We start from the raw sequence: 19,533 nt of genomic DNA on the forward strand, positions 1-19,533 counted from the left end.
GCCGCATCGCGGTCCGAGCGGCCCACGCCGGACGGCGTCGTGGACAACGCTTGGCTCTCGGGGTAGGACTGGGGAACGAGCCCGATCCCTCGGAAGGGGTGAACTGGTCAATGACGTCCAGTGCAGGCAAGGAACCAGGTCGTCCGAGACGGCGACCGGTGCGCGCGGCGTCGCGCAGGGGGACGCGGGCCGTTGCGCTCGCCGCCATCGCGGTGATGGCGACCGGGGCTCTGAGCGCCTGCGGATCGGACGCGCCGGTCTTGAACTGGTACGTCAACCCGGACGGCGTCGACACCTTCAAGAAGTACGCCGAGCAGTGCAGCACCGACGACTACGACATCGCCGTCCAGGAGCTGCCCAGCTCGGCCACGGACCAGCGCACGCAGCTGGCTCGCCGGCTCGCGGCCGAGGACTCCTCCACCGACCTGATGAACCTCGACCCGGTCTTCGTCGCGGAGTTCGCCAACGCGGGATGGCTCCAGGAGATCGAGGGGGACACCGCCGACGAGGTCAACGCCAGCCTCGAGGGCGACGGTGACTACCTGGCCGGCGCAGCGGAGACGGTGACCTGGGAGGACAAGGTCTACGCGATCCCGCTGTGGGCCAATACCCAGGTGCTCTGGTACCGCAAGTCCCTGGCCGAGGCCGCCGGTCTGGACATGTCCCAGCCGGTCACCTGGGACCAGGTGATCCAGGCCGCGGCGGACAACGACGGCACCGTCGGCGTCCAGGCGAACAAGTACGAGGCCTACGTGGTGTGGATCAACGCGATGATCCAGGGTGCCGGTGGTGACATCGTCTCCGACACCGAGGCCGGCAAGGACGCGTCGGTGGACATCGACTCCGACGCCGGTCGCAAGGCGGCCGAGATCATCGAGAAGCTCGCCGACTCCGACGCGGCCCAGCCCGACCTGACCGTCTCCAACGAAGGCACCAGCCTCGGCCAGATGTACCCCACCTCCGGTGCCGGTGAGTTCATGGTCAACTGGACCTTCGTCTACAAGAACTACGAGGGCGGGATCGGACAGCCCGGTGGGCCGGCCGACGAAGCGGCCTTCAAGGACCTCGGGTGGGCGCGCTACCCGCAGACCGTGGAGGGGGAGGAGTCGATGCCCCCGGTCGGCGGCATCGACATCGGCATCGGCGCCTACACCGACAACCCGGACTGGGCGGCCGAGGCGGCCGAGTGCATCACCTCCAAGGAGGCCCAGGTCGAGCTCGCGCTCACCGACGGGCTGATGCCCTCGACCAACTCGGCCTACGACGAGGTCGCGGCCAGCGGGGACTATCCCGAGGACCTGCTCGACCTGTACCGCACCAGCGTCGACGAGGGCGGGCCCCGGCCGAAGAGCGCGTTCTACGCGATGATCTCCAGCGCCGTCCAGGCGCGATGGCACTCGCCGACCTCCGTCGACCCGGACAGCACGCCGGAGGAGTCCGCGGACTATCTCAAGGACGTGCTCGAAGGGAAGGCACTGCTGTGAGCGCCGTGACGGCCCCGACGCAGGGCAAGCGCCAGGCCGGCAAGAAGCCGGTGGCCAGCGACCGGGCGAAGGCCGAGACCCGGTTGGGTCAGCGGCTGGTCGCGCCGGCGATCATCCTGATGCTGCTGGTGACCGCGTTCCCGATGCTGCGCGCGATCTACCTCTCCACCTTCGACTACGCGCTGACCGCCCCGGAGGACCGCGAGTTCCTCGGCCTCAGCAATTACCTGACGGCGCTGACCGATCCGCTGTTCTGGCAGACCACCGGGATGACGGTGCTCTACATGGTGGTCACCGTCGCGGTGGAGCTGGTGATCGGCTTCATCTTCGCGATGGTGATGCACCGGGTGATCTTCGCGCGCGGCCTCATCCGCACCTCGATCCTGATCCCCTACGGCATCATCACCGTGGTCTCCGGGTTCACCTGGCAGTTCGCGTTCTCGTTCCAGAACGGCTTCATCAACGGCTGGCTGCCGTTCGTGGGCGACGACTTCAACTGGTTCGGCGAGACCACGCCCGCGGTGATCGCGATCATGGTCTCCGAGATCTGGAAGACGACGCCGTTCATGTCCCTGCTCCTGCTCGCCGGACTGGCGCAGGTGTCGGAGGACATGGTGGAGGCGGCCAAGGTCGACGGGGCGACCTGGTGGCAGCGGCTGACCAAGGTGATCCTGCCGAACATGCGCGCCGCGATCATGGTCGCGGTCCTGTTCCGGGCCCTGGACGCCTACCGGATCTTCGACAACATCTTCGTGATGACCGCGGGAGCGCAGAAGACCGAGTCGATCAGCTTCCTCACCTACCGCCAGACGATCGAGCAGTTCCAGCTCGGGATGGGCTCGGCCCTCTCGGTGCTGCTGTTCCTCTCGGTGCTGCTGGTGGCCTACCTGATCGTCAAGCTCTTCCGCGTCGACCTGGCCCAGGCAAGGCAGGAGTCCTGACATGCGCAACAAGATCGGCATCGTCGTCGGCTGCGTCCTGATCATGATCTGGTGCCTGCTGCCGGTGGCATGGATCATCTCGCTGTCCTTCAAGTCCGAGGAGTCCATCACCAACGGCAGCCCGGGCTTCCTGCCGGCCGAGGGCGGCTTCGCCGGCTGGGACAACTACCAGGCGGTCTGGGACAACGAACAGTTCCGGAGGGCGATCTTCAACTCGATCGGGATCAGCCTGATCGCCACCGTGCTCTCGGTCATCGTGGCGACGCTGGCGGCGTACGCGATCGCCCGGCTGGAGTTCACCGGCAAGAAGGCGGTGCTCTCGCTCTCGCTGGCGATCGCGATGTTCCCGGTGGTCTCGCTGGTCGGTCCGCTGTTCGACATGTGGCGCGCGATCGGGCTCTACGACACCTGGCCCGGCCTGATCATCCCGTACATGTCCTTCACCCTGCCGCTGGCGATCTGGACCCTCTCGGCGTTCTTCCGCGAGATCCCGTGGGAGATGGAGCAGGCGGCGCAGGTGGACGGCGCCACCTCGTGGCAGGCGTTCCGCAAGGTGATCGTGCCGCTGGCGGCGCCCGGCGTGTTCACCGCGGCGATCCTGACCTTCTTCTTCGCCTGGAACGACTTCGTCTTCGGGATCTCGCTGACCTCCACCGAGAACGCCCGCCCGATCCCGGCATCGCTGTCCTTCTTCGTCGGGGCCGACCCCTTCAACCGACCGGCCTCGCTCCTGGCCGCCGGAGCCGTCATCGCGACGATCCCGATCATCGTCATCGTGCTGATCTTCCAGCGCAAGATCGTCGCCGGCCTGACCTCCGGCGCCGTGAAGGGATGAGGACCGTGCACCCCGACACCGACCAGCACCCCACCACACCCGAAGCGAGGCAATGATGGCCGCTATCACGATGCGCAACATCGTCAAGCAGTACGGCGACGGCTTCCCGGCCGTGAACGACGTCTCGATCGACGTGGCCGACGGCGAGTTCATGATCCTCGTCGGGCCCTCGGGCTGCGGCAAGTCGACCCTGCTCCGGATGATCGTGGGACTGGAGGACATCACCTCCGGCGACATGCTGATCGGCGAGCGCCGGGTCAACGACCTGCCTCCCCGCGAGCGCAACCTGGCGATGGTGTTCCAGAACTACGCGCTCTACCCGCACCTCACGGTCTACGAGAACATCGCGTTCCCGCTCCGGCTGGCCAAGACCTCCGACGAGGAGGTGGACAAGCTGGTGCGCGAGGCGTCGGCGACCCTGGAGCTCGACGAGCACCTGGAGCGCAAGCCCGGCAACCTCTCCGGTGGCCAGCGGCAGCGGGTCGCGATGGGGCGGGCGATCGTCCGGCAGGCGGACGCGTTCCTCTTCGACGAGCCGCTCTCCAACCTCGACGCCAAGCTGCGCGGCCAGATGCGCACCGAGATCTCCCGGCTGCAGAAGCGGCTCGGCATCACCACGGTCTACGTCACCCACGACCAGACCGAGGCGATGACCCTCGGGGACCGGGTCGCGGTGCTCAAGCGAGGCCTGCTGCAGCAGCTCGCCACGCCGCGGGAGCTCTACGAGAACCCGGGCAACCTGTTCGTGGCCGGCTTCATCGGCTCACCGCCGATGAACTTCCTGCCGGCCACCGTGGAGGGCACCACCGTCGACTTGCCCTTCGGCAAGGTCGAGATCCCCCCGGAGAAGGCGGAGAAGGCCGCCGGGAAGGGGCTGCTCATCGCCGGGATCCGGCCCGAGCACTTCGAGGACGCCACGCTGGCCTCGGAGGAGGGCCGCGCCGGCTCGACGTTCCGGGCCCCGGTGGACGTGGTGGAGTGGCTGGGCAACGAGACCTACGCCTACCTCCCGTTCGAGTCGCCGGGCGAGGTCACGAAGCAGCTCCAGCAGCTCGAGCAGGACCTCGACGGCGAGGCGCTTCGGACCCAGCTGGTGGTGTCGCTGGACGGCGCGAGCCGGATCGCGGAGGGGGAGGAGGCCGAGATCTGGGTGGACGGACGCCGGATGCACCTGTTCGACCCCGCCACGGGCGAGAACCTGACCGTGGACCGTGAGCGCGCGGGCCGGATCCCGGGGCCGAGGTGGAGGCGACGGCCGCGGGCTGAGGCTCGGCTCCGCACGGGTCTCACGGCGCCGGGCACCGGGCCTCAGGGGTTCGAGGGCCCGGCTTCAGCTGACCGGAGGCCGGGTGCCGAAGGTGCGGTCCGCGTTGCGTCGGATCGCGGCGGTGAAGGTGTCGTACAGGGCGGCCGGCAGGTCGTGCCCCATCCCCGTGATCAGCACCAGCTCGGCGCCGTGCGCGGCCGCGGCGGTGGCCCGTCCACCGGAGACGTCGACCATCTTGTCGGCCGTCCCGTGCAGCACCAGCACCGGCATGGTGAGCGACCCCAGCGCCTTGGTGCGGTCGGGCTGGGTGGTGATCGCGGCCATCTGCCGCAGCACGCCGGCCGGGTCCACCCCACGGTCGAAGGTGTCCCCGGCCCGCCGGCTCAGCGCCGCGTCGTCGCCGGGGTAGGCGGGGGAGCCGATCACCTTCCACAGCCGCAGGCTGGACTCCACGTAGGCCTCCCGGGTGTCGCGGCGGCGACGGAAGAGCATCGGCAGCAGCTGCGGGTGCTGGTGGCCGACGCTGCGCCGACCCGTGGTCGACATGATGCTGGTCAGGCTGAGCACCCGCTCCGGCGCGGCGATCGCCATGCTCTGCGCGATCATCCCGCCCATCGACGCCCCGGCGACATGGGCGGCCGGGATGCCGAGGTGATCGAGCAGACCGAACGCGTCCTGGGTCAGGTCCGCGATCCGGTACGGCGTGGGCGCGCGGCCGGTCAGAAAGCCACGCGCGAGCGTGCCCATGCCCAGCGCCGGCCCGCGCGTGGTGGAGCGCCCGATGTCGCGGTTGTCGTAGCGGATCACGAAGAAGCCCGCGGCCGCCAGCCGCCGGCACAGCTGCTCGTCCCACCAGATCATCGGTCCGCCGAGGCCCATCACCAGCAGGAGTGGGTCGTCGTCGGGGTCGCCGAAGGTCTGGTAGCAGAGCTCGATGCCGTTGCGCAGGGGCGCGAAGAGCTCCTCGGAGGCGCTCACCTCGATCGTCATGCGTCCCAGTGTGCCGAATGGGGTTTGCGTCGCGTTTCAACGACGTAACATGACTGATGTGACTCAGATCATGGCGTCGTTCCTGATGCCGGACGGCTACGGGCGTCCGCCCCTGGCCGCGCTGCTCAAGGAGGGCACGCTGGTCGGGGAGGCGGGCAGGCTGGCCGTGCACCGGTCGGCGGGGCGTCGCGCGCGACGTCGCAGCTCCTACACGCAGCGGGCGGTCGCACGTCGTACCGACCCGGTGCTGCTGGTGCCCGGGTTCCTCGCCGGTGACTGGACCATGGCCGCGCTCGCGCGCAGCCTGCGCGACCAGGGCTACCGCACCTACCGGTCCGGGATCCACGCCAACGTCGGGTGCGTGCTGGACGCCGCAGCGCTGGTCGAGGCCCGGCTCGAGCACATCGCGGCGCGCCGGGACGCCAAGGTGCAGATCGTCGGGCACAGCCTCGGCGGCATGATCGCCCGCGGCATCGCGGTCCGGCGGCCGGACCTGGTCGCCGGCATCGTCACGCTCGGCTCGCCGATGAAGGCGCCGGCTGCGCACCACGCCCTGCTCAGCGGCGGGGTGCGGACGCTGGGCCGGCTCAGCGACCTCGGCACGCCGGGGCTGATGTCGAGTGAGTGCGTGGCCGGAGCCTGCGCCGAGGCGGCCTTCACCGAGAGCCAGCTGCCGCCCGAAGGCGTGCTGATGACGAACATCTACTCCAAGGGCGACGGAATCGTCGACTGGCGCGCCTGCATCGACCCCGAGGGGCGTGCGGTGCAGGTCAAGGGCTCCCACATCGGACTGGTGGTCGACCCGCGGGTCACCGGGCGCGTGCTGGAGGCCCTCGCCCTGCAGGCCTCGGTCGCACCGGCGGCCCTGCACGTGGCGGGCTCCGCCACCGCCTGACCGCCGTGGTCCGGCGACGGGACCTGGGCCGCGGCGCCGGCCGGCCAGCAGGCCAGCCGGCTCAGTCGAAGTCGATGGAGGAGAAGCTCCGCAGCTTCTGCAGCTGGTGGTCGGAGGTGATGGTGCGGATGGTGCCGCTGCGGGACCGCATCACCAGCGACTGGGTCTGCGCGCCGCCGGCCCGGTAGCGCACGCCCTTGAGCAGCTCGCCGTCGGTGATGCCGGTGGCGACGAAGAAGCAGTCGTCCCCGGTGACCAGGTCGTCGGTGGTGAGCACGTGCTCCGGGTCGAGGTTGTGTCCGGCGTCGATGGCGCGCTGGCGCTCGTCGTCGTCGGCGGGCCACAGCCGGCCCTGGATCACGCCGCCGATGCACTTCATGGCGCAGGCGGTGATGATCCCCTCGGGGGTGCCGCCGATGCCCATCAGCAGGTCGATGCCGGTGTCGGGTCGGCCCGCCATGATCGCGCCGGCCACGTCGCCGTCGCTGATGAACTTGATCCGGGCGCCGGTCGCGCGGATCTCGTCGACCAGCGTGCCGTGCCGCGGACGGTCCAGCAGGACCACGGTCACGTCGGAGGGGTTCGAGCCCTTGGCCTTCGCGACCTGGTGGATGTTCTCGGCCACCGGATAACGGATGTCGACCACGTCGGCGGCCTCGGGGCCGGTGACCAGCTTCTCCATGTAGAAGACCGCGGAGGGGTCGTACATCGAGCCGCGCGGCGACACGGCGAGCACGGAGACCGCGTTGGTCATCCCCTTGGCGGTCAGGGTGGTGCCGTCGATCGGGTCGACCGCGACGTCGCACTCGGGCCCGGTGCCGTCGCCGACGCTCTCGCCGTTGTAGAGCATCGGGGCGTTGTCCTTCTCGCCCTCGCCGATCACCACGGTGCCGTTCATCCCGATCGTGGAGATCATCACCCGCATCGCCTGGACGGCGACGCCGTCGGCGCCGTTCTTGTCACCGCGGCCGACCCAGCGGCCGGCGGCCATCGCTGCCGCCTCGGTGACCCGGACGAGCTCCAGGGCCAGGTTGCGGTCGGGGGCGGGCGGCTCGACAGCGAGGGCTTCGTCCATGCCGCGAATCCTATCGGCACCCGCCACCGGGCCGCGCGGTCCTCACCGACCGGGCGCGGTGGGGCTGCTCACGCCCGGGCGCCGTCCGAGGTGGCGGCCGGGTAGGTGGTCACCGCGGTCTCCTTGACCGTCAGCCACACCGATCGGCCCGCGACCAGGTCCAGCTCCCGGGTCGCGGCCGGCGTGACGTCGGCGATCAGGGAGGCCGGACCGCCCGCCTCGCCGCTCCGTGCGTCCCCGGCGTCCTGGTCGATCTCGACCTGGACCCGGATCGCGTCCCCGTGCGGTGCTGCGCTGCCGACCCGGCCGTGCCAGCGGTGGCGGGCCGACCCGTGCGGCGGGGTGGGGGAGACGACGACCGCGGAGGGCGGGAAGGCGCGCAGCGTCGCGCCGTCGGGGACGACGTTGAGCCCGACCAGGCGGGCCGCGTGCTCCGACCTCGGCCGGGCGGCCACCTCGGTAGGGGTGCCCTCCTGGACCACCCGCCCGCCGTCCAGGACGATGACCCGGTCGGCCAGCGTCAGCGCGTCGATGGCGTCGTGGGTGACCAGGAAGGTGGTGCCGCCGAAGTCGGTGAGGTGTCGGCCGAGCTCGATCCGCAGCGCGGCTGCGACCCCGACGTCGAGGCCGGTGAAGGGCTCGTCGAGGAGCAGCAGCTCCGGAGCGCCGACCAGCGCCCGGGCGATCGCGACCCGTTGCGCCTGACCGCCGGACAGCTCGGCGGGCCGCCGGCCGGCGAGGTCGCCGATGCCGAGCAGCTCCAGCAGCTCCTGGGCGGCGTGACGCGCCTCGGCGGCGGCCACCCCGCGCGCCCGCGGCCCGAACGCCACGTTCTCCACCGCGCTCAGGTGGGGGAAGAGGCGGCGGTCCTGGAAGACCAGGCCCACCCCCCGCCGCTGCACCGGTACGGCGAACAGGTCGGTGCCCTCACGCACCAGCCGGCCCTCGCTCGGCACCAGCCCGGCCAGGGCGTGCACCAGGCTGGACTTGCCGGCGCCGTTCGGTCCGACCACCGCCACCACCGAGCCGTGCGGGACCGTGCTGTGCACCTCGACGCGGCCGGGCACCCGCACCCGCAGCTCCCAGGGTCCGCTCATGCGGTCACCAGCCAGCGGTCGCGGAGCACCACGAGCACGGCGACCGAGAACGCCAGCATCACCAGGCTCAGCGCCAGCGCGGCGTCGGTGTCGGACTGCCGGGCCACGTAGATCAGGGTCGGCATCGTCTGGGTGGTGCCGGGGTAGTTGCCGTTGAAGGTGATGGTCGCCCCGAACTCGCCGAGCGAGCGGGCCCAGCCGAGCAGCATCCCGGCGGCGATGCCCGGGAGCGCCAGCGGCACGGTGACCCGGCGGAACGTCGTCCAGCGGGAGGCGCCGAGCACCGCGGCGGCGGCGTCGTACCGGGTGCCGGCGGAGCGCAGGCCGCCCTCCATGCTGATCACCACGAACGGCAGCGACACGAAGACGTGGGCGAGCACGACGCCCCACACCGTGTAGGGGAAGGCGAAGCCGGTGGCGTCGAGGAGTGGCTCGCCGACGATCCCGGAGCGCCCGAACGCGGAGCGCAACGCGATGCCCGCGACGACCGGTGGCAGCACCATCGGCACGGTCACCAGGGCGCGGACGAGCCGGCGTCCGCGGAAGTCGACGCGGGCGAGGACCCAGGCCAGCGGCAGGCCGAGCAGCAGGCAGACCATCATCGCCAGCGTGGAGGTCAGCACCGAGAGCCACAGTGCCTCCTGCAGCATCGGCGACCCGAGTGCGTCCCAGAGGGCTGTCGGATCGGCCGAGGCGACCATGGCGACCAGTGGGACCACGAGCAGCACGACTGCCGCGATCGCCGGCAGCAGCAGTGCGAGCGGCGCCCGTCCCAGCGGGTCCGTGGCCGCGGCCCGGTCGGTGGCCGGCGCTGCGGTCGTGGGGCTGGCGGTCATGGCAGGGTGAAGCCCGCCTCGGTGAGCACCGCCTGTCCGTCGGGGCCGGTGACCAGGTCGACCCACTCGTCGGCGAGCTCGGCGTCGGAGGACTGGTCGAGGGCCGCGACGGAGTAGGAGGTGAGCTGCTCCTCGGCGCCGTCGATCGCGATGGTGGTGACGTCGTCCCCGGCGGCGACCGCGTCGGTGGCGTAGACCAGGCCGGCGTCCGCCTCGCCCGAGGTCACCTTGTCCAGCGTGGCGCGCACGTCCTCCTCGAGGCTCGCCGGCTCCGCGGTGACGTCGTTGTCGGCCAGCACCGCGGCGGCGACCTTGCCGCAGGGCGCCTCGTCGGCGCACCGGACCCAGGTGGCGCCGTCCAGGTCGGCCAGCGACTCGATCCCGGCGGGGTTGTCGGGCGGGGTGACGATCACCAGCACGTTGGTCGCGAAGGTGGTGGGCGCCGCGGCGGCCCCGGCGTCGGTGGCGATCGTCATCGAGGCCTCGTCGGCCGTCGCCAGCACGTCGCCGGGTGCGCCGTCGGCCGCCTGCTCGGCGAGATCGGTGCTGGACCCGAAGGAGAGCTCCACCTCGACCCCGTCGTGGTCCTCCTCGAAGTCGTCGGCGAGGTCGGCGAAGACGTCGGTCAGCGAGGCGGCGGCCAGCACCTGCAGCGTGGCGTCGTCGGCACCGTCCTCGCCGCACCCGGTGAGGGTGGCGGCGGCGAGGAGAACGAGGCCGAGCGGTGCCGCCAGTCGGCGGACGGGGGAGGCGGTCATCGGGGGTTTTCCGATCCAGGGGTGGGATCAGCGGAGTCGTTCGACGACGACGCTGGTGGACTTCACCGAGGCGATCGCGCGGACGCCGGGCTCGAGGCCGAGCTCGGTCGCCGCCTCGGCGCTCATCAGCGAGACGATCCGGTAGGGGCCGCACGCCATCTCGACCTGCGCCATCACGGTGTCCCGGGTGACCCGGGTGACGATCCCGGCCATCCGGTTGCGCGCGCTGACCGACGGTCCGGCGGTGCGGTCCCGCGCGGCGTCGTCCTGCAGCGAGGTGGCGAGCTCGGCGAGCGCCGCGCCCTCGATCTCCGTGCGCCCCCCGGCCGTCACCGCGGGGACCCGGTCGGCCTCGATCCAGCGGCGAACGGTGTCATTGCTGACACCGAGGATCTCGGCCGCTTCCGCAACTCGGTACGTCGTCACCCGCCGAGTGTGCCGCATCTGCGGCTGTATTGGCCAGCATTCCGCCGCAAGTGCGACACGAGTCGTTGCGGGGGACCCGTGGAGGGCGCGCGTCGCGAGCGGGCAGCCGCCGCGCGACGGGACGTCCGATGCCACCGGATTCGCCGGTCGCCCGGGTGTCGGCGAGAATGAAGGGGATGAGCACCGAGACCACGACCCCGTCGAGCCCGCCGGAGAAGCCGGGTCGTTATCAGCGTTCGTTCGGTGGCCTCGTGGTGTCGGTGGTCGTGGTGGTGGTCGCCCTCGGCGCGCTCTACGCCTTCACCGGCCTGTTCCGGGAGACGACCGAGTTCGAGCCGGAGGACATCGACTACCTGGCCTCCGTCGCGGCCGCCCAGGACTCCGGGGTCAAGGCCGTCTACCCGGCCGAGCTCCCCGACGGGTGGACCGCCACCGGCGTCGACCTCGACCCCGCGGACACCACCACCTTCGGCCTGCGGCTGCTCACCGACGACGACCGGTTCGTCGGGATCCAGCAGGAGGAGGGCTCGGTCACCGGGCTGGTCACCGAGTGGGTCGACCCGGACGCCACCGAGACCGACGACTACCTCGTCCCCGACTCCGTCAGCGACCCGGTGGCCGTCCAGTGGGCCGGCTACGAGGACGAGGGCGGCGACACCGGCTACGTCGCCGACCTGGGCAAGGTGACCGTGCTGGTCTACGGCTCGGCGCCGCCCGAGGACCTGCAGCAGGTCGTGGACCTGCTCACCCGGGCGCCCGTGGAGGGCTGACCGGCCCGCACCGAGCGGCCGGCCCCACCGCGACCGGTCTCAGAGGTCGCGGTGCTTGCCGGCGTCCTGGGTGACCTCGCCGGCCGACCCGCCGCGGTTGAGGTTGATGATCGCGGCGATCAGTCCGCCCCAGATCACCAGCATCGCCAGCAGCATCATCGCGATCGCTGCGCCGCTCATGCTTCCGCTCCCTTCTCGACGTGCCGCCCGCTCGGCGATGGATCCGGGTCGGCCAACGCATCGTGGCGGGCCCACGGCACCATCGCCGCCAGGAATCCGAAGACCAGCACGGCGGCGGCGGTGCCCCAGCCGAACACGCCGAGCATCCACGCCGGGAACGGCGCCGACGGATCGCCGTACGGCGTCTGGACGTCGGTGCGGAACGCGTCGACCAGAACGATGGCCAGTGCCACCGGCGTGATCACCATGACCAGCGCCCGCCACCAGGTGCCGAGGTGGACCGACCCGGTCAGGTTGAGGTGGTCGGCCAGCAGGGGCAGCGCCCGCAGGACCCAGGCGACGACGACCATCGACACCACGGCGACCAGCAGGATGCCGAACTGGTTGATGAAGTGGTCGGCGATGTCGAGGACGTACACCCCGCTGGTGGTGGAGAAGAGGACGAGGCTGACCAGGGCCGCCGGCAGCGCGACCACCATCGTGGCGGCGACCCGGCTCAGGGCGAACTTGTCCCGGACGGCGGAGACGACGACCTCGATCACCGAGATCAGGGAGGTCAGCCCGGCGATGACCAGGGAGCCGAAGAAGAGCACCCCGATCAGGGCGCCGGCGGGAGCCTCGCTGATGATCGCCGGGAACGCGACGAAGGCCAGTCCGATGCCGCCGCTGGCCACCTCGTCCACCGCCTTCCCGCTGGCCTGCGCCATGAAGCCCAGCGCGGCGAAGACACCGATGCCCGCGAGCAGCTCGAAGCCGGAGTTGGCGAAGCCGACCACCAGGCCCGAGCCGACCATGTCGGTGTCCCGGTCGACGTAGGAGGCGTAGGTGATCATGATGCCGAAGCCGATCGAGAGCGAGAAGAAGATCTGCCCGAAGGCGGCGACCCACACGCTCGGCTCGGCGAGTGCGGCCCAGCTCGGCGTGAAGAGCGTGTCCAGTCCGGCGCCGGCGCCGGGGAGGAAGAGGGCGCGCACCACCAGCGCGCCGAAGGCCAGGATCAGGACCGGGATGAAGATCGCCGCCGTGGCCCCGATGCCCTTCTGCACACCGAGGACCAGGACCACGATCAGCACCAGCCACACCAGCAGCAGCGGGACCAGCACCCCCGGCACGATGTCCACCGTGACACCGGGGTCCCCGGCCTCGAGGAAGTCGCCGAAGAAGAACCCGTTCGGGTCGTCGCCCCAAGCCTTGTCGACCGAGAAGAACGTGTAGCGCAGCGCCCAGGCGATGATCACCGCGTAGTAGACGGCGATCACGAAGCAGATCCCCACCTGCCACCAGCCCAGCCCCTCGGCGCCGCGGCGCAGCCGGGCGAAGGAGAGCGGCGCCGAGCCGCGGAACCGGTGACCCAGCGCGTAGTCCAGGAAGAGGAACGGGATGCCCGCGGTCAGCAGGGCGACGATGTAGGGGAGGATGAACGCGCCGCCGCCGTTCTCGTAGGCGACGTAGGGGAACCGCCAGATGTTGCCCAGTCCGACCGCCGACCCGATCGCGGCCAGGATGAACACCCGCCGCGAGGAGAACGCGCCGCGAGACTTCTCCGGGGTACTGCTCGACTGCGTGGCCATGCCGTCATTGTGGACCCGAGGAGCCCGCGAGGGACACCCGGAAACGCCGGGCGCACCCGCCGCGCTCAGTCCTCGTCGCCGGAGTCCTCGCCCGCGTCGGCCCCGATCACCGCGTCCAGCCGCTCGCGGGCGCCGTCAAGCCACTCCTGGCAGATCGTGGCCAGCGCCTCGCCGCGCTCCCAGAGCGCCAGCGACTCCTCGAGCGTGGTGCCGCCGGTCTCCAACTTCTGCACCACCTCGACCAGCTCGGCCCGAGCCTCCTCGTACGACGGCGCCGGCTCGTCCGCGTCGGTCGGCGGGGTGGGGGTCTCAGTGCTCATCGATCTCCTCGATCGCGGTGGTGGTGACGTGGATCCGGCCGTCGGCCACCCGGACGCTGAGCGCAGCGTCCGGGGCGAGCCCGGCGGTGCTGGTGACGACGTGCCCGTCGCCGTCCTGCAGGACCGCGTAGCCGCGCTGCAGGGTGGCCAGCGGGGAGAGCGCGCGGGCACGGGCCCGGTGGTGACCGATGTCGTCCGCGGCCCGGTCCAGCCGGTGGCCGAGGCTGCGTCGCATCCGCTCCCGGAAGGCGGTGAGCTCGCCGGTGCGGTCGTCGAGCAGCACGTGCGGGTCGGCCATCGCGGGTCGGGCGCGGATGGTGTCGACGAGCGTCTGCTCGCGCTCCAGCCATCCGCCCATCGCGCGCCGCAGCCGCTCCCGGGCGTGGGTCAGCCCGACCGACTCGGTGGCCATGTCGGGGACGATCAGCTTGGCCGCGTCCGTCGGCGTCGAGGCGCGGACGTCGGCGACCAGGTCGAGCAGCGGCGTGTCCGGCTCGTGACCGATCGCGGAGACCACCGGGGTGCGCAGCGCCGACACCACCCGGACCAGCCCCTCGTCGGAGAACGGCAGCAGGTCCTCCACGGAGCCGCCTCCGCGGGCCACCACGATCACGTCCACCGCCGGGTCGGCGTCGAGGCGTCGTACGGCCTCGATGACCTCGGCGGCGGACCGGGTGCCCTGCATGGTGGCGTAGGCGGTGGTGAACCGGACGCCGGGCCAGCGGCGGGTGGCGTTCTCGAGCACGTCGCGCTCCGCCGCGGAGCCGGGCGCGGTGACCAGGCCGACGGACCCGGGCAGGAACGGCAGGGGACGCTTGCGCTCACGGGCGAAGAGACCCTCGGCGGCGAGCAGCTGGCGACGCTGCTCCAACCGGGCGAGGAGCTCGCCGAGCCCGACCAGACGGAGGTCGCGCGCCTGCAGCGACAGCGTGCCGCGGTTGGCGTAGTAGGACGGCTTGGCCTGGATCAGGATGCTGGCGCCTTCGGTCACCGGCGTCTCCAGGCTGTCGAACAGCACCCGCGAGCAGGTGACCGTCACCGACACGTCGGCCACGGCGTCGCGCAGGGTGAGGAAGACCGTGCCCATCCCGGGGCGGCGGTTGAGCTGGGCGACCTGGCCCTCGACCCACACCACACCGAGCCGGTCCACCCACCCGGAGATCGCGTTCGCGATCTGCCGGACCGGTGCCGGCTTCTCCGGGGAGGTCTCCAGGGCCACGGGGCGAGACTATGCGCTCCACCCGACCCATCCACGCACGGCCGGGTGCCGCGTTTCCGCCACGGACCACGGGGGAGGTTGGGGGCATGCCTCTGAGCCTGTGGTGGATCCTGACCGGGGTCGCCGTCGTGCTGACCCTGGTCGGCAACGGATTCCTGCACGACCTGCGTGAAGCGGCCGAGCTGCGGGCGTCGGCGCGACGCTGGGCCCGGGCCGACGCCGCCGCGGCGGGCGCTCCGGCACCCGACGGCGACGGGCCCGGTGCGGCACCGCCGGAGGACCAGGGGACGGCGCCGCCGACCACCCGGCTGCTGATCCGGTGGATCCGATGGATCACGGTCTGTCTCGTCGTGCTGGCGTCGTTCGCCACGGCCGATCGGATCCTGGTCACCGACGGTGAGCTCTACGACGCCACCCGGCGCGCCGCGATCGAGATCGGGAGCCGGCAGGTGTCGGTCTCCACCGCTGACCTGGCAGTCCTGGTCACTGACGAGGTCGGGCGCGACGTCAGCTTCGTGCCGGTCGACGTCGACGACGGGGCCGGCGAGGACGCCGGGGAGCCCACCTACCGGCCGGTGGTGGGTGAGGACGCCGTCGGCGACGAGGAGCCCGAGGGGGACTACGTGTGCGTGGTGGAAGGAGGCACGGACGGCACCACCGGCCCGCGGAGCTCCTGGTTCGAGGTCTACGAGAACGGCTGTCCGTGAGCCGAGGAGTCGGTCAGAACGCGGCGTAGGCCCGGGCGATCGCCGCTCCGGTGCGTGCGTTGTTGCGGACCAGCGCGATGTTGGCGGTCAGTGACGCCCCATCGGTGAGCTCCACGATCCGGCCGAGCAGGAACGGGGTGATCTCCTTGCCGCGGATGCCCCGCTCGTCCGCCTCGGCCAGCGCGCGGTCGATCACCGTGGCGATCTCGTCGGCGGGGATCTCGTCCGCGACCGGGATCGGGTCGGCGACCACCATCCCGCCGGAGAGCCCCAACCCCCACTTGGCCCGCATCATCGACGCCACCTCGGCGGCGGTGTCGACCCGCATCGGTGCCGCGTGGCCCGACGAGCGGGAGTAGAACGACGGGTACTCGTCGTTGCCGTGGACCACCACCGGCACCCCCAGGGTCTCCAGCCGCTCCAGCGTGAGCCCGATGTCCAGGATCGACTTGATCCCGGCGCTGACCACGGCCACGTCGCTGGTCGCCAGCTCGACCAGGTCGGCCGACTCGTCGAACGTGGCGCTCGCGCCCCGGTGCACACCGCCCAGCCCGCCGGTGACGAAGACCCGGATCCCGGCGAGCGCGGCCAGCCGCATGGTGGCCGCCACCGTGGTGGCGCCGTGCAGGCCGCGGCCCACCACGTAGGGCAGGTCCCGGATGCTGACCTTGACCACGTCCGGGTGCGAGCCGAGCAGCTCCAGGTCCTCGTCGCCGAGCCCGATCCGGGGGACGCCGTCGAGCACCGCGATGGTGGCCGGCACAGCGCCCTCGCCGCGGACGATCTCCTCGACCTCGCGCGCCATCGCGACGTTGCGCGGGTAGGGCATGCCGTGACTGATGATGGTCGACTCCAGCGCCACCACCGGCGCGCCGTCGGCGAGCGCGGTGGCGACCTCCTCGGTCATCTGCAGCATCGGGTGGCTCACAACAGGCTCCTCACCAGGTCGTCGGACAGGTCGGGGTGCACCGTCGCCGTGGTGGCGACGGTGAGGGCGGCGGCCGCGTGGCCGTAGCGGGCGGCGTCGACCGGGTCGGCGCCGTCGAGCAGGGCATGGCAGTAGGCGGCCAGCATCGCGTCACCGGCCCCGGTCACGTCGACCGCGCGGGCCGGGACCGAGGCCAGCACGGCGGTGCCGTCCGGGGTGCTCAACCGGGAGCCGTCGCGACCCGAGCGGAGCCAGACGGTGCCGACGCCGCGCGCGTGCAGCGCGGCCAGGGCGGCATCGCGGTCACCGGTGCCGGCCAGGGCGGTGAGCTCGTCGGTGTTCGGGGTGACCATCGCCAACCCACCCAGGTACGACGCCACCCGGGCCGCCTTCGCCACGCTGACCGGGTCGAGCACCACCGGCACCCGGCAGGCCGACGCGGTCGTCACCACGTGCGCGACCACGGCCGCCGACACGTTCCCGTCGACCACGACCAGCCCGGCGCCGGCGACCAGGTCGGCGGGGAGGTCGACCGGGGTGAGGGTCTCCACCGCCGCCATCGAGGAGACCGCGACGGCGAGCTCGCCGGCGTCGTCCAGGACCGCGGTGTAGGTGCCGGTCGGGTGGTCCGGGGTGCGCCGTACCGCCCGGACGTCGACGCCGCTGGCGGCGGTGCGGGCGAGCAGGTCGTCGCCGAGGTGGTCGGTGCCGACCACGGTGACCAGCCGGGTGGTCCGGCCCAGCCGGGCGAGGTTCTCGGCGATGTTGCGCCCCACCCCGCCGGGGCTGAGGTGGGTGCGGCCGGGGTTGCTGGTGGCGGCGACCAACGGGGCGGCCGACCGGGCCTTGACGTCCATGTTGGCCCCGCCGACGACCAGGACCGCGTCGCCCCCCACGCCCACGACCGTCCCCGGCCCGTCCCGGTCGCTGCCCGTCTCCACGCGCCCACCGTAGAGCCTCCTGCCCGAGGGGCGTCCGTGCGGGCGGCGGAGCGGGCATAGGCTTCGGCGGGTGCGGATCCGGATCGACCTCGCCTACGACGGCACCGAGTTCAAGGGGTGGGCGACCCAACCCGGTCTGCGCACCGTCCAGGGCGAGCTGACCGCGGCGCTGCACACCGTGCTGCGTCTCGAGCCGGGCACGTTGCAGGTGACCTGCGCGGGGCGGACCGACTCCGGCGTCCACGCCCGCGGGCAGGTCGCCCACTGCGACCTGCCCGACCAGCCGTCCGGCCTGCGCGAACGGGTCGCGGAACGACCGGACCTGCTGCTGCGCCGGGTCAACGGGGTGCTCGACCCGGACCTGCGGCTGCGGCGGGTCGAGGTCGCGCCGGCCGGTTTCGACGCCCGTTTCGCCGCCCTGTGGCGGCGCTACGCCTACCGGATCGTGGACGATCCGGCCCGGGTGGACCCGCTGCGCCGACGGCACGTGCTGACCTGGCCGCGGACGCTCGACGTCGAGGCGATGGATGCCGCCGCCGGCCGACTGCTCGGACTCCACGACTTCGCTGCCTTCTGCAAGCAGCGGGAGGGCGCGACCACGATCCGCACGCTCCAGGAGTTCGGCTGGACCCGTGAGCCGGACGGCACCGTGCTGGGCCACGTCCGGGCCGATGCGTTCTGCCACTCGATGGTGCGCGCCCTGGTCGGCTGCTCGATCGCGGTCGGTGAGGGACGCAAGGACCCGGCATGGGCGGGCGAGATCCTCGCCGGACGGCGCCGTGACCCGGGGGTGGTCGTGGTCGCCGCGCACGGGCTGACGCTGGAGCAGGTGGGCTATCCACCGGCCGCGCAGCTGGCCGAGCGGGTCGGACAGACCTCGGCACGTCGTAGCGATCCGTTGCTGGCCGAGCCCGAGGACCGGGAGGGGACCCGATGAGTGAGGACCACTACTTCTCCGCCGACCCGAGCGCGCCGTTCCAGCGGGCACCGGTCCGGGCCCGGGTCTGGGACCTCGACCTGGACCTGGTGAGCGGCTCCGGGGTCTTCGCCCAGGGGCGGCTCGACGTCGGCACCGCGGTCCTCTTCCGGGAGACCGAGCCGCCGGCCGGCCCACGGATCCTCGACCTCGGCTGCGGCTACGGAGTGATCGGCCTGGCCTGCGCGCTGGCCCGGCCGACGACGCGGGTGACGGCGGTCGACGTGAACCGACGCGCGTTGCTGCTGGCCGCCGAGAACGCGGAGCGACTCGGCGTGGCCGACCGCTACCGGGCGGTGGAGCCCGACCAGGTCCCCGCCGACGCGGTCTTCGACGAGATCTGGTCCAACCCGCCGATCCGGATCGGCAAGCAGGCGCTGCACGAGCTGTTGCTGCGCTGGCTGCCCCGGCTGGCGCCGGAGGGTCGCGCGGTGCTGGTGGTCGGCAAGAACCTCGGTGCCGACTCGCTGCAGCGCTGGCTGGGCGAGCAGGGCCACCCGACCCGGCGGCTGGCCAGCGCGAAGGGCTTCCGGGTGCTCGAGGTCGACCGGCAGGAGTAGGCCGGGCGGCCCGGGGCGGCCCGGGGCGGCCCGGGGCCACCGGATCCAGCGATCGGCCAGACTGGGACCATGACCACCGAGATCACCGTGCGCGGTTCCTTCGAGCACTTCTGCGCCCCCGAGCGCGGCACCGTGCACGCGACGGTGTCCTTCGAGGGGCCGGCGATCCAGCCCGTCTTCGAACGGACCGTCCGGGCCCTCGACCTGGTCCGGTCGACGGTGCAGCCGCTGCACGACCCCGGGCAGGGGCCGGTGACCTGGTGGAACACCCAGGAGATCCGCACCTGGGCGAACCGCCCGTGGAACAAGGACGGCAAGCGTCTGCCGCTGGTGCACCACGCGTCGGTCGGGCTGGAGGTGAAGTTCCGCGACTTCGCCGTGCTGTCGCGCTGGCTCAGCGGGCACGTCGAGGGCACCGAGGGCTTCACGCTCGGCCGGGTGGTGTGGGCGCTGACCGAGGCGCGCCGGGTCGAGCTGGAGCAGGACGCCCGCACCCGCGCCGTACGGGATGCGCGGACCCGCGCCCAGCACTACGCCGACGCGCTGGAGCTCGGACCGCTCCGGCCGGTGGCGCTGGCGGACACCGGCATGCTCGGCACCGGCACCGGGCCGGGGGAGGGGCCGGTCGCCTTCGCGCGCGGCGCCGCAGCCGGAGCGGGCGGGAGCGACCCCGACCTGGTGCCTGCCGACGTCAAGGTGCGCGCCGACGTCGAGGCCCGGTTCACCACCGGCTGAGCCCTCCGGAGCCAGCTCCAGC

General features: G+C 72.3%; 21 protein-coding genes and 1 pseudogene. 10 read left to right on the forward strand and 12 right to left on the reverse strand.

Annotated features, from left to right (window positions below; all coding sequences use genetic code 11):
• The first annotated feature begins 215 nt into the window (after positions 1-215).
• From FIV43_RS00380 to FIV43_RS00395, 4 genes and pseudogenes are all read left to right on the forward strand, one after another.
• Entirely contained in the window at positions 216-1,484 is a 1,269-nt protein-coding gene (locus tag FIV43_RS00380) for an extracellular solute-binding protein (RefSeq protein ID WP_181407627.1), read from the forward strand.
• A complete protein-coding gene (locus FIV43_RS00385; protein WP_231123582.1) occupies positions 1,481-2,425 on the forward strand; it encodes a carbohydrate ABC transporter permease in 945 nt (314 codons plus the stop codon). The genes FIV43_RS00380 and FIV43_RS00385 overlap by 4 nt, the downstream gene beginning before the upstream one ends.
• Position 2,426: 1 nt before the next feature.
• Positions 2,427-3,260 carry a carbohydrate ABC transporter permease gene (locus tag FIV43_RS00390; protein ID WP_141012529.1) on the forward strand — a complete coding sequence of 278 codons (834 nt, stop codon included), beginning with the start codon at positions 2,427-2,429 and terminating at the stop codon, positions 3,258-3,260.
• Between the two features lie 70 nt (positions 3,261-3,330).
• Positions 3,331-4,398, forward strand: a pseudogene (locus tag FIV43_RS00395) (ABC transporter ATP-binding protein); the annotation flags it as partial.
• A 192-nt stretch (positions 4,399-4,590) separates the two neighbouring features.
• Here FIV43_RS00395 and FIV43_RS00400 read toward each other — a convergent pair.
• Entirely contained in the window at positions 4,591-5,517 is a 927-nt protein-coding gene (locus FIV43_RS00400) for an alpha/beta fold hydrolase (protein ID WP_141015650.1), read from the reverse strand.
• 49 nt (positions 5,518-5,566) lie between these two features.
• Here FIV43_RS00400 and FIV43_RS00405 point away from each other — a divergent pair, with 49 nt between their 5' ends.
• Positions 5,567-6,412, forward strand: coding sequence for an esterase/lipase family protein (locus FIV43_RS00405; protein WP_181407628.1), 846 nt, complete (start codon positions 5,567-5,569; stop codon positions 6,410-6,412).
• 61 nt (positions 6,413-6,473) lie between these two features.
• Here the strand turns inward: FIV43_RS00405 and glpX are convergent, their stop codons facing one another.
• The 5 genes from glpX to FIV43_RS00430 all read right to left on the reverse strand — a co-directional run bounded on the left by glpX (position 6,474) and on the right by FIV43_RS00430 (position 10,604).
• Entirely contained in the window at positions 6,474-7,487 is a 1,014-nt protein-coding gene (gene glpX, locus FIV43_RS00410) for a class II fructose-bisphosphatase (protein WP_141012531.1), read from the reverse strand.
• Positions 7,488-7,555: 68 nt separating this feature from the next.
• The gene (locus tag FIV43_RS00415) at positions 7,556-8,584 is read right to left on the reverse strand and encodes an ABC transporter ATP-binding protein (RefSeq protein WP_141012532.1); all 1,029 of its coding nucleotides are present in this window, start codon (positions 8,582-8,584) and stop codon (positions 7,556-7,558) included.
• Positions 8,581-9,420: an ABC transporter permease gene (locus FIV43_RS00420; RefSeq protein WP_141012533.1), complete on the reverse strand. Its 840-nt coding sequence runs from the start codon at positions 9,418-9,420 to the stop codon at positions 8,581-8,583. The genes FIV43_RS00415 and FIV43_RS00420 overlap by 4 nt, the downstream gene beginning before the upstream one ends.
• Complete coding sequence (gene modA, locus FIV43_RS00425; protein WP_141012534.1) at positions 9,417-10,178, reverse strand: molybdate ABC transporter substrate-binding protein; 762 nt, start codon at positions 10,176-10,178, stop codon at positions 9,417-9,419. The genes FIV43_RS00420 and modA overlap by 4 nt, the downstream gene beginning before the upstream one ends.
• Positions 10,179-10,205: 27 nt before the next feature.
• The gene (locus FIV43_RS00430; RefSeq protein WP_141012535.1) at positions 10,206-10,604 is read right to left on the reverse strand and encodes a TOBE domain-containing protein; all 399 of its coding nucleotides are present in this window, start codon (positions 10,602-10,604) and stop codon (positions 10,206-10,208) included.
• Between the two features lie 176 nt (positions 10,605-10,780).
• Here FIV43_RS00430 and FIV43_RS00435 point away from each other — a divergent pair, with 176 nt between their 5' ends.
• Positions 10,781-11,374 (forward strand): DUF4245 family protein, encoded by a 594-nt coding sequence (locus FIV43_RS00435; protein WP_181407630.1) that lies wholly within the window; start codon positions 10,781-10,783, stop codon positions 11,372-11,374.
• Between the two features lie 39 nt (positions 11,375-11,413).
• Here FIV43_RS00435 and FIV43_RS00440 read toward each other — a convergent pair whose 3' ends face one another.
• The 4 genes from FIV43_RS00440 to xseA form a co-directional block, all read right to left on the reverse strand.
• Positions 11,414-11,554, reverse strand: a complete 141-nt coding sequence (locus FIV43_RS00440) for a methionine/alanine import family NSS transporter small subunit (protein ID WP_141012537.1) — start codon at positions 11,552-11,554, stop codon at positions 11,414-11,416.
• Positions 11,551-13,125, reverse strand: coding sequence for a sodium-dependent transporter (locus tag FIV43_RS00445; RefSeq protein ID WP_141012538.1), 1,575 nt, complete (start codon positions 13,123-13,125; stop codon positions 11,551-11,553). Before FIV43_RS00445 ends, FIV43_RS00440 begins: the two co-directional genes overlap by 4 nt.
• 65 nt (positions 13,126-13,190) lie before the next feature.
• Positions 13,191-13,445, reverse strand: a complete 255-nt coding sequence (locus tag FIV43_RS00450) for an exodeoxyribonuclease VII small subunit (protein WP_141012539.1) — start codon at positions 13,443-13,445, stop codon at positions 13,191-13,193.
• Entirely contained in the window at positions 13,435-14,664 is a 1,230-nt protein-coding gene (gene xseA / locus FIV43_RS00455) for an exodeoxyribonuclease VII large subunit (protein WP_141012540.1), read from the reverse strand. Before xseA ends, FIV43_RS00450 begins: the two co-directional genes overlap by 11 nt.
• 86 nt (positions 14,665-14,750) lie before the next feature.
• Between xseA and FIV43_RS00460 the strand changes: the two genes are divergently transcribed.
• Positions 14,751-15,371 (forward strand): hypothetical protein, encoded by a 621-nt coding sequence (locus FIV43_RS00460; protein ID WP_141012541.1) that lies wholly within the window; start codon positions 14,751-14,753, stop codon positions 15,369-15,371.
• A 13-nt stretch (positions 15,372-15,384) separates the two neighbouring features.
• Here FIV43_RS00460 and FIV43_RS00465 read toward each other — a convergent pair whose 3' ends face one another.
• Together FIV43_RS00465 and FIV43_RS00470 are read right to left on the reverse strand one after the other, a co-directional pair.
• Positions 15,385-16,299: a pseudouridine-5'-phosphate glycosidase gene (locus FIV43_RS00465; protein ID WP_269204049.1), complete on the reverse strand. Its 915-nt coding sequence runs from the start codon at positions 16,297-16,299 to the stop codon at positions 15,385-15,387.
• On the reverse strand, positions 16,296-17,240 hold the full coding sequence (locus tag FIV43_RS00470; RefSeq protein WP_231123583.1) for a carbohydrate kinase family protein: 945 nt from the start codon (positions 17,238-17,240) through the stop codon (positions 16,296-16,298). The genes FIV43_RS00465 and FIV43_RS00470 overlap by 4 nt, the downstream gene beginning before the upstream one ends.
• Positions 17,241-17,310: 70 nt before the next feature.
• On the opposite strand from FIV43_RS00470, the gene truA reads away from it, so the two are divergent.
• The 3 genes from truA to FIV43_RS00485 all read left to right on the forward strand — a co-directional run bounded on the left by truA (position 17,311) and on the right by FIV43_RS00485 (position 19,511).
• Positions 17,311-18,177, forward strand: coding sequence for a tRNA pseudouridine(38-40) synthase TruA (gene truA / locus FIV43_RS00475; protein WP_141012542.1), 867 nt, complete (start codon positions 17,311-17,313; stop codon positions 18,175-18,177).
• Positions 18,174-18,776: a class I SAM-dependent methyltransferase gene (locus FIV43_RS00480; RefSeq protein ID WP_141012543.1), complete on the forward strand. Its 603-nt coding sequence runs from the start codon at positions 18,174-18,176 to the stop codon at positions 18,774-18,776. The genes truA and FIV43_RS00480 overlap by 4 nt, the downstream gene beginning before the upstream one ends.
• Before the next feature lie 69 nt (positions 18,777-18,845).
• Positions 18,846-19,511 carry an SIMPL domain-containing protein gene (locus tag FIV43_RS00485; protein ID WP_141012544.1) on the forward strand — a complete coding sequence of 222 codons (666 nt, stop codon included), beginning with the start codon at positions 18,846-18,848 and terminating at the stop codon, positions 19,509-19,511.
• Positions 19,512-19,533: the final 22 nt, after the last annotated feature.

This window comes from Nocardioides sambongensis (assembly GCF_006494815.1).
GTDB lineage: Bacteria > Actinomycetota > Actinomycetes > Propionibacteriales > Nocardioidaceae > Nocardioides > Nocardioides sambongensis.

What these genes read in the sequence shown, in the direction of transcription:
- FIV43_RS00380 (WP_181407627.1), top strand. Translation starts at nt 216, where the DNA reads ATGGCGACCGGGGCTCTGAGCGCCTGCGGATCGGACGCGCCGGTCTTG.
- FIV43_RS00390 (WP_141012529.1), top strand. Translation starts at nt 2,427, where the DNA reads ATGCGCAACAAGATCGGCATCGTCGTCGGCTGCGTCCTGATCATGATC.
- FIV43_RS00400 (WP_141015650.1), bottom strand. Translation starts at nt 5,517, where the DNA reads ATGACGATCGAGGTGAGCGCCTCCGAGGAGCTCTTCGCGCCCCTGCGC.
- FIV43_RS00405 (WP_181407628.1), top strand. Translation starts at nt 5,567, where the DNA reads ATGACTGATGTGACTCAGATCATGGCGTCGTTCCTGATGCCGGACGGC.
- glpX (WP_141012531.1), bottom strand. Translation starts at nt 7,487, where the DNA reads ATGGACGAAGCCCTCGCTGTCGAGCCGCCCGCCCCCGACCGCAACCTG.
- FIV43_RS00415 (WP_141012532.1), bottom strand. Translation starts at nt 8,584, where the DNA reads ATGAGCGGACCCTGGGAGCTGCGGGTGCGGGTGCCCGGCCGCGTCGAG.
- FIV43_RS00420 (WP_141012533.1), bottom strand. Translation starts at nt 9,420, where the DNA reads ATGACCGCCAGCCCCACGACCGCAGCGCCGGCCACCGACCGGGCCGCG.
- modA (WP_141012534.1), bottom strand. Translation starts at nt 10,178, where the DNA reads ATGACCGCCTCCCCCGTCCGCCGACTGGCGGCACCGCTCGGCCTCGTT.
- FIV43_RS00435 (WP_181407630.1), top strand. Translation starts at nt 10,781, where the DNA reads ATGAGCACCGAGACCACGACCCCGTCGAGCCCGCCGGAGAAGCCGGGT.
- FIV43_RS00440 (WP_141012537.1), bottom strand. Translation starts at nt 11,554, where the DNA reads ATGAGCGGCGCAGCGATCGCGATGATGCTGCTGGCGATGCTGGTGATC.
- FIV43_RS00445 (WP_141012538.1), bottom strand. Translation starts at nt 13,125, where the DNA reads ATGGCCACGCAGTCGAGCAGTACCCCGGAGAAGTCTCGCGGCGCGTTC.
- FIV43_RS00450 (WP_141012539.1), bottom strand. Translation starts at nt 13,445, where the DNA reads ATGAGCACTGAGACCCCCACCCCGCCGACCGACGCGGACGAGCCGGCG.
- FIV43_RS00460 (WP_141012541.1), top strand. Translation starts at nt 14,751, where the DNA reads ATGCCTCTGAGCCTGTGGTGGATCCTGACCGGGGTCGCCGTCGTGCTG.
- FIV43_RS00480 (WP_141012543.1), top strand. Translation starts at nt 18,174, where the DNA reads ATGAGTGAGGACCACTACTTCTCCGCCGACCCGAGCGCGCCGTTCCAG.
- FIV43_RS00485 (WP_141012544.1), top strand. Translation starts at nt 18,846, where the DNA reads ATGACCACCGAGATCACCGTGCGCGGTTCCTTCGAGCACTTCTGCGCC.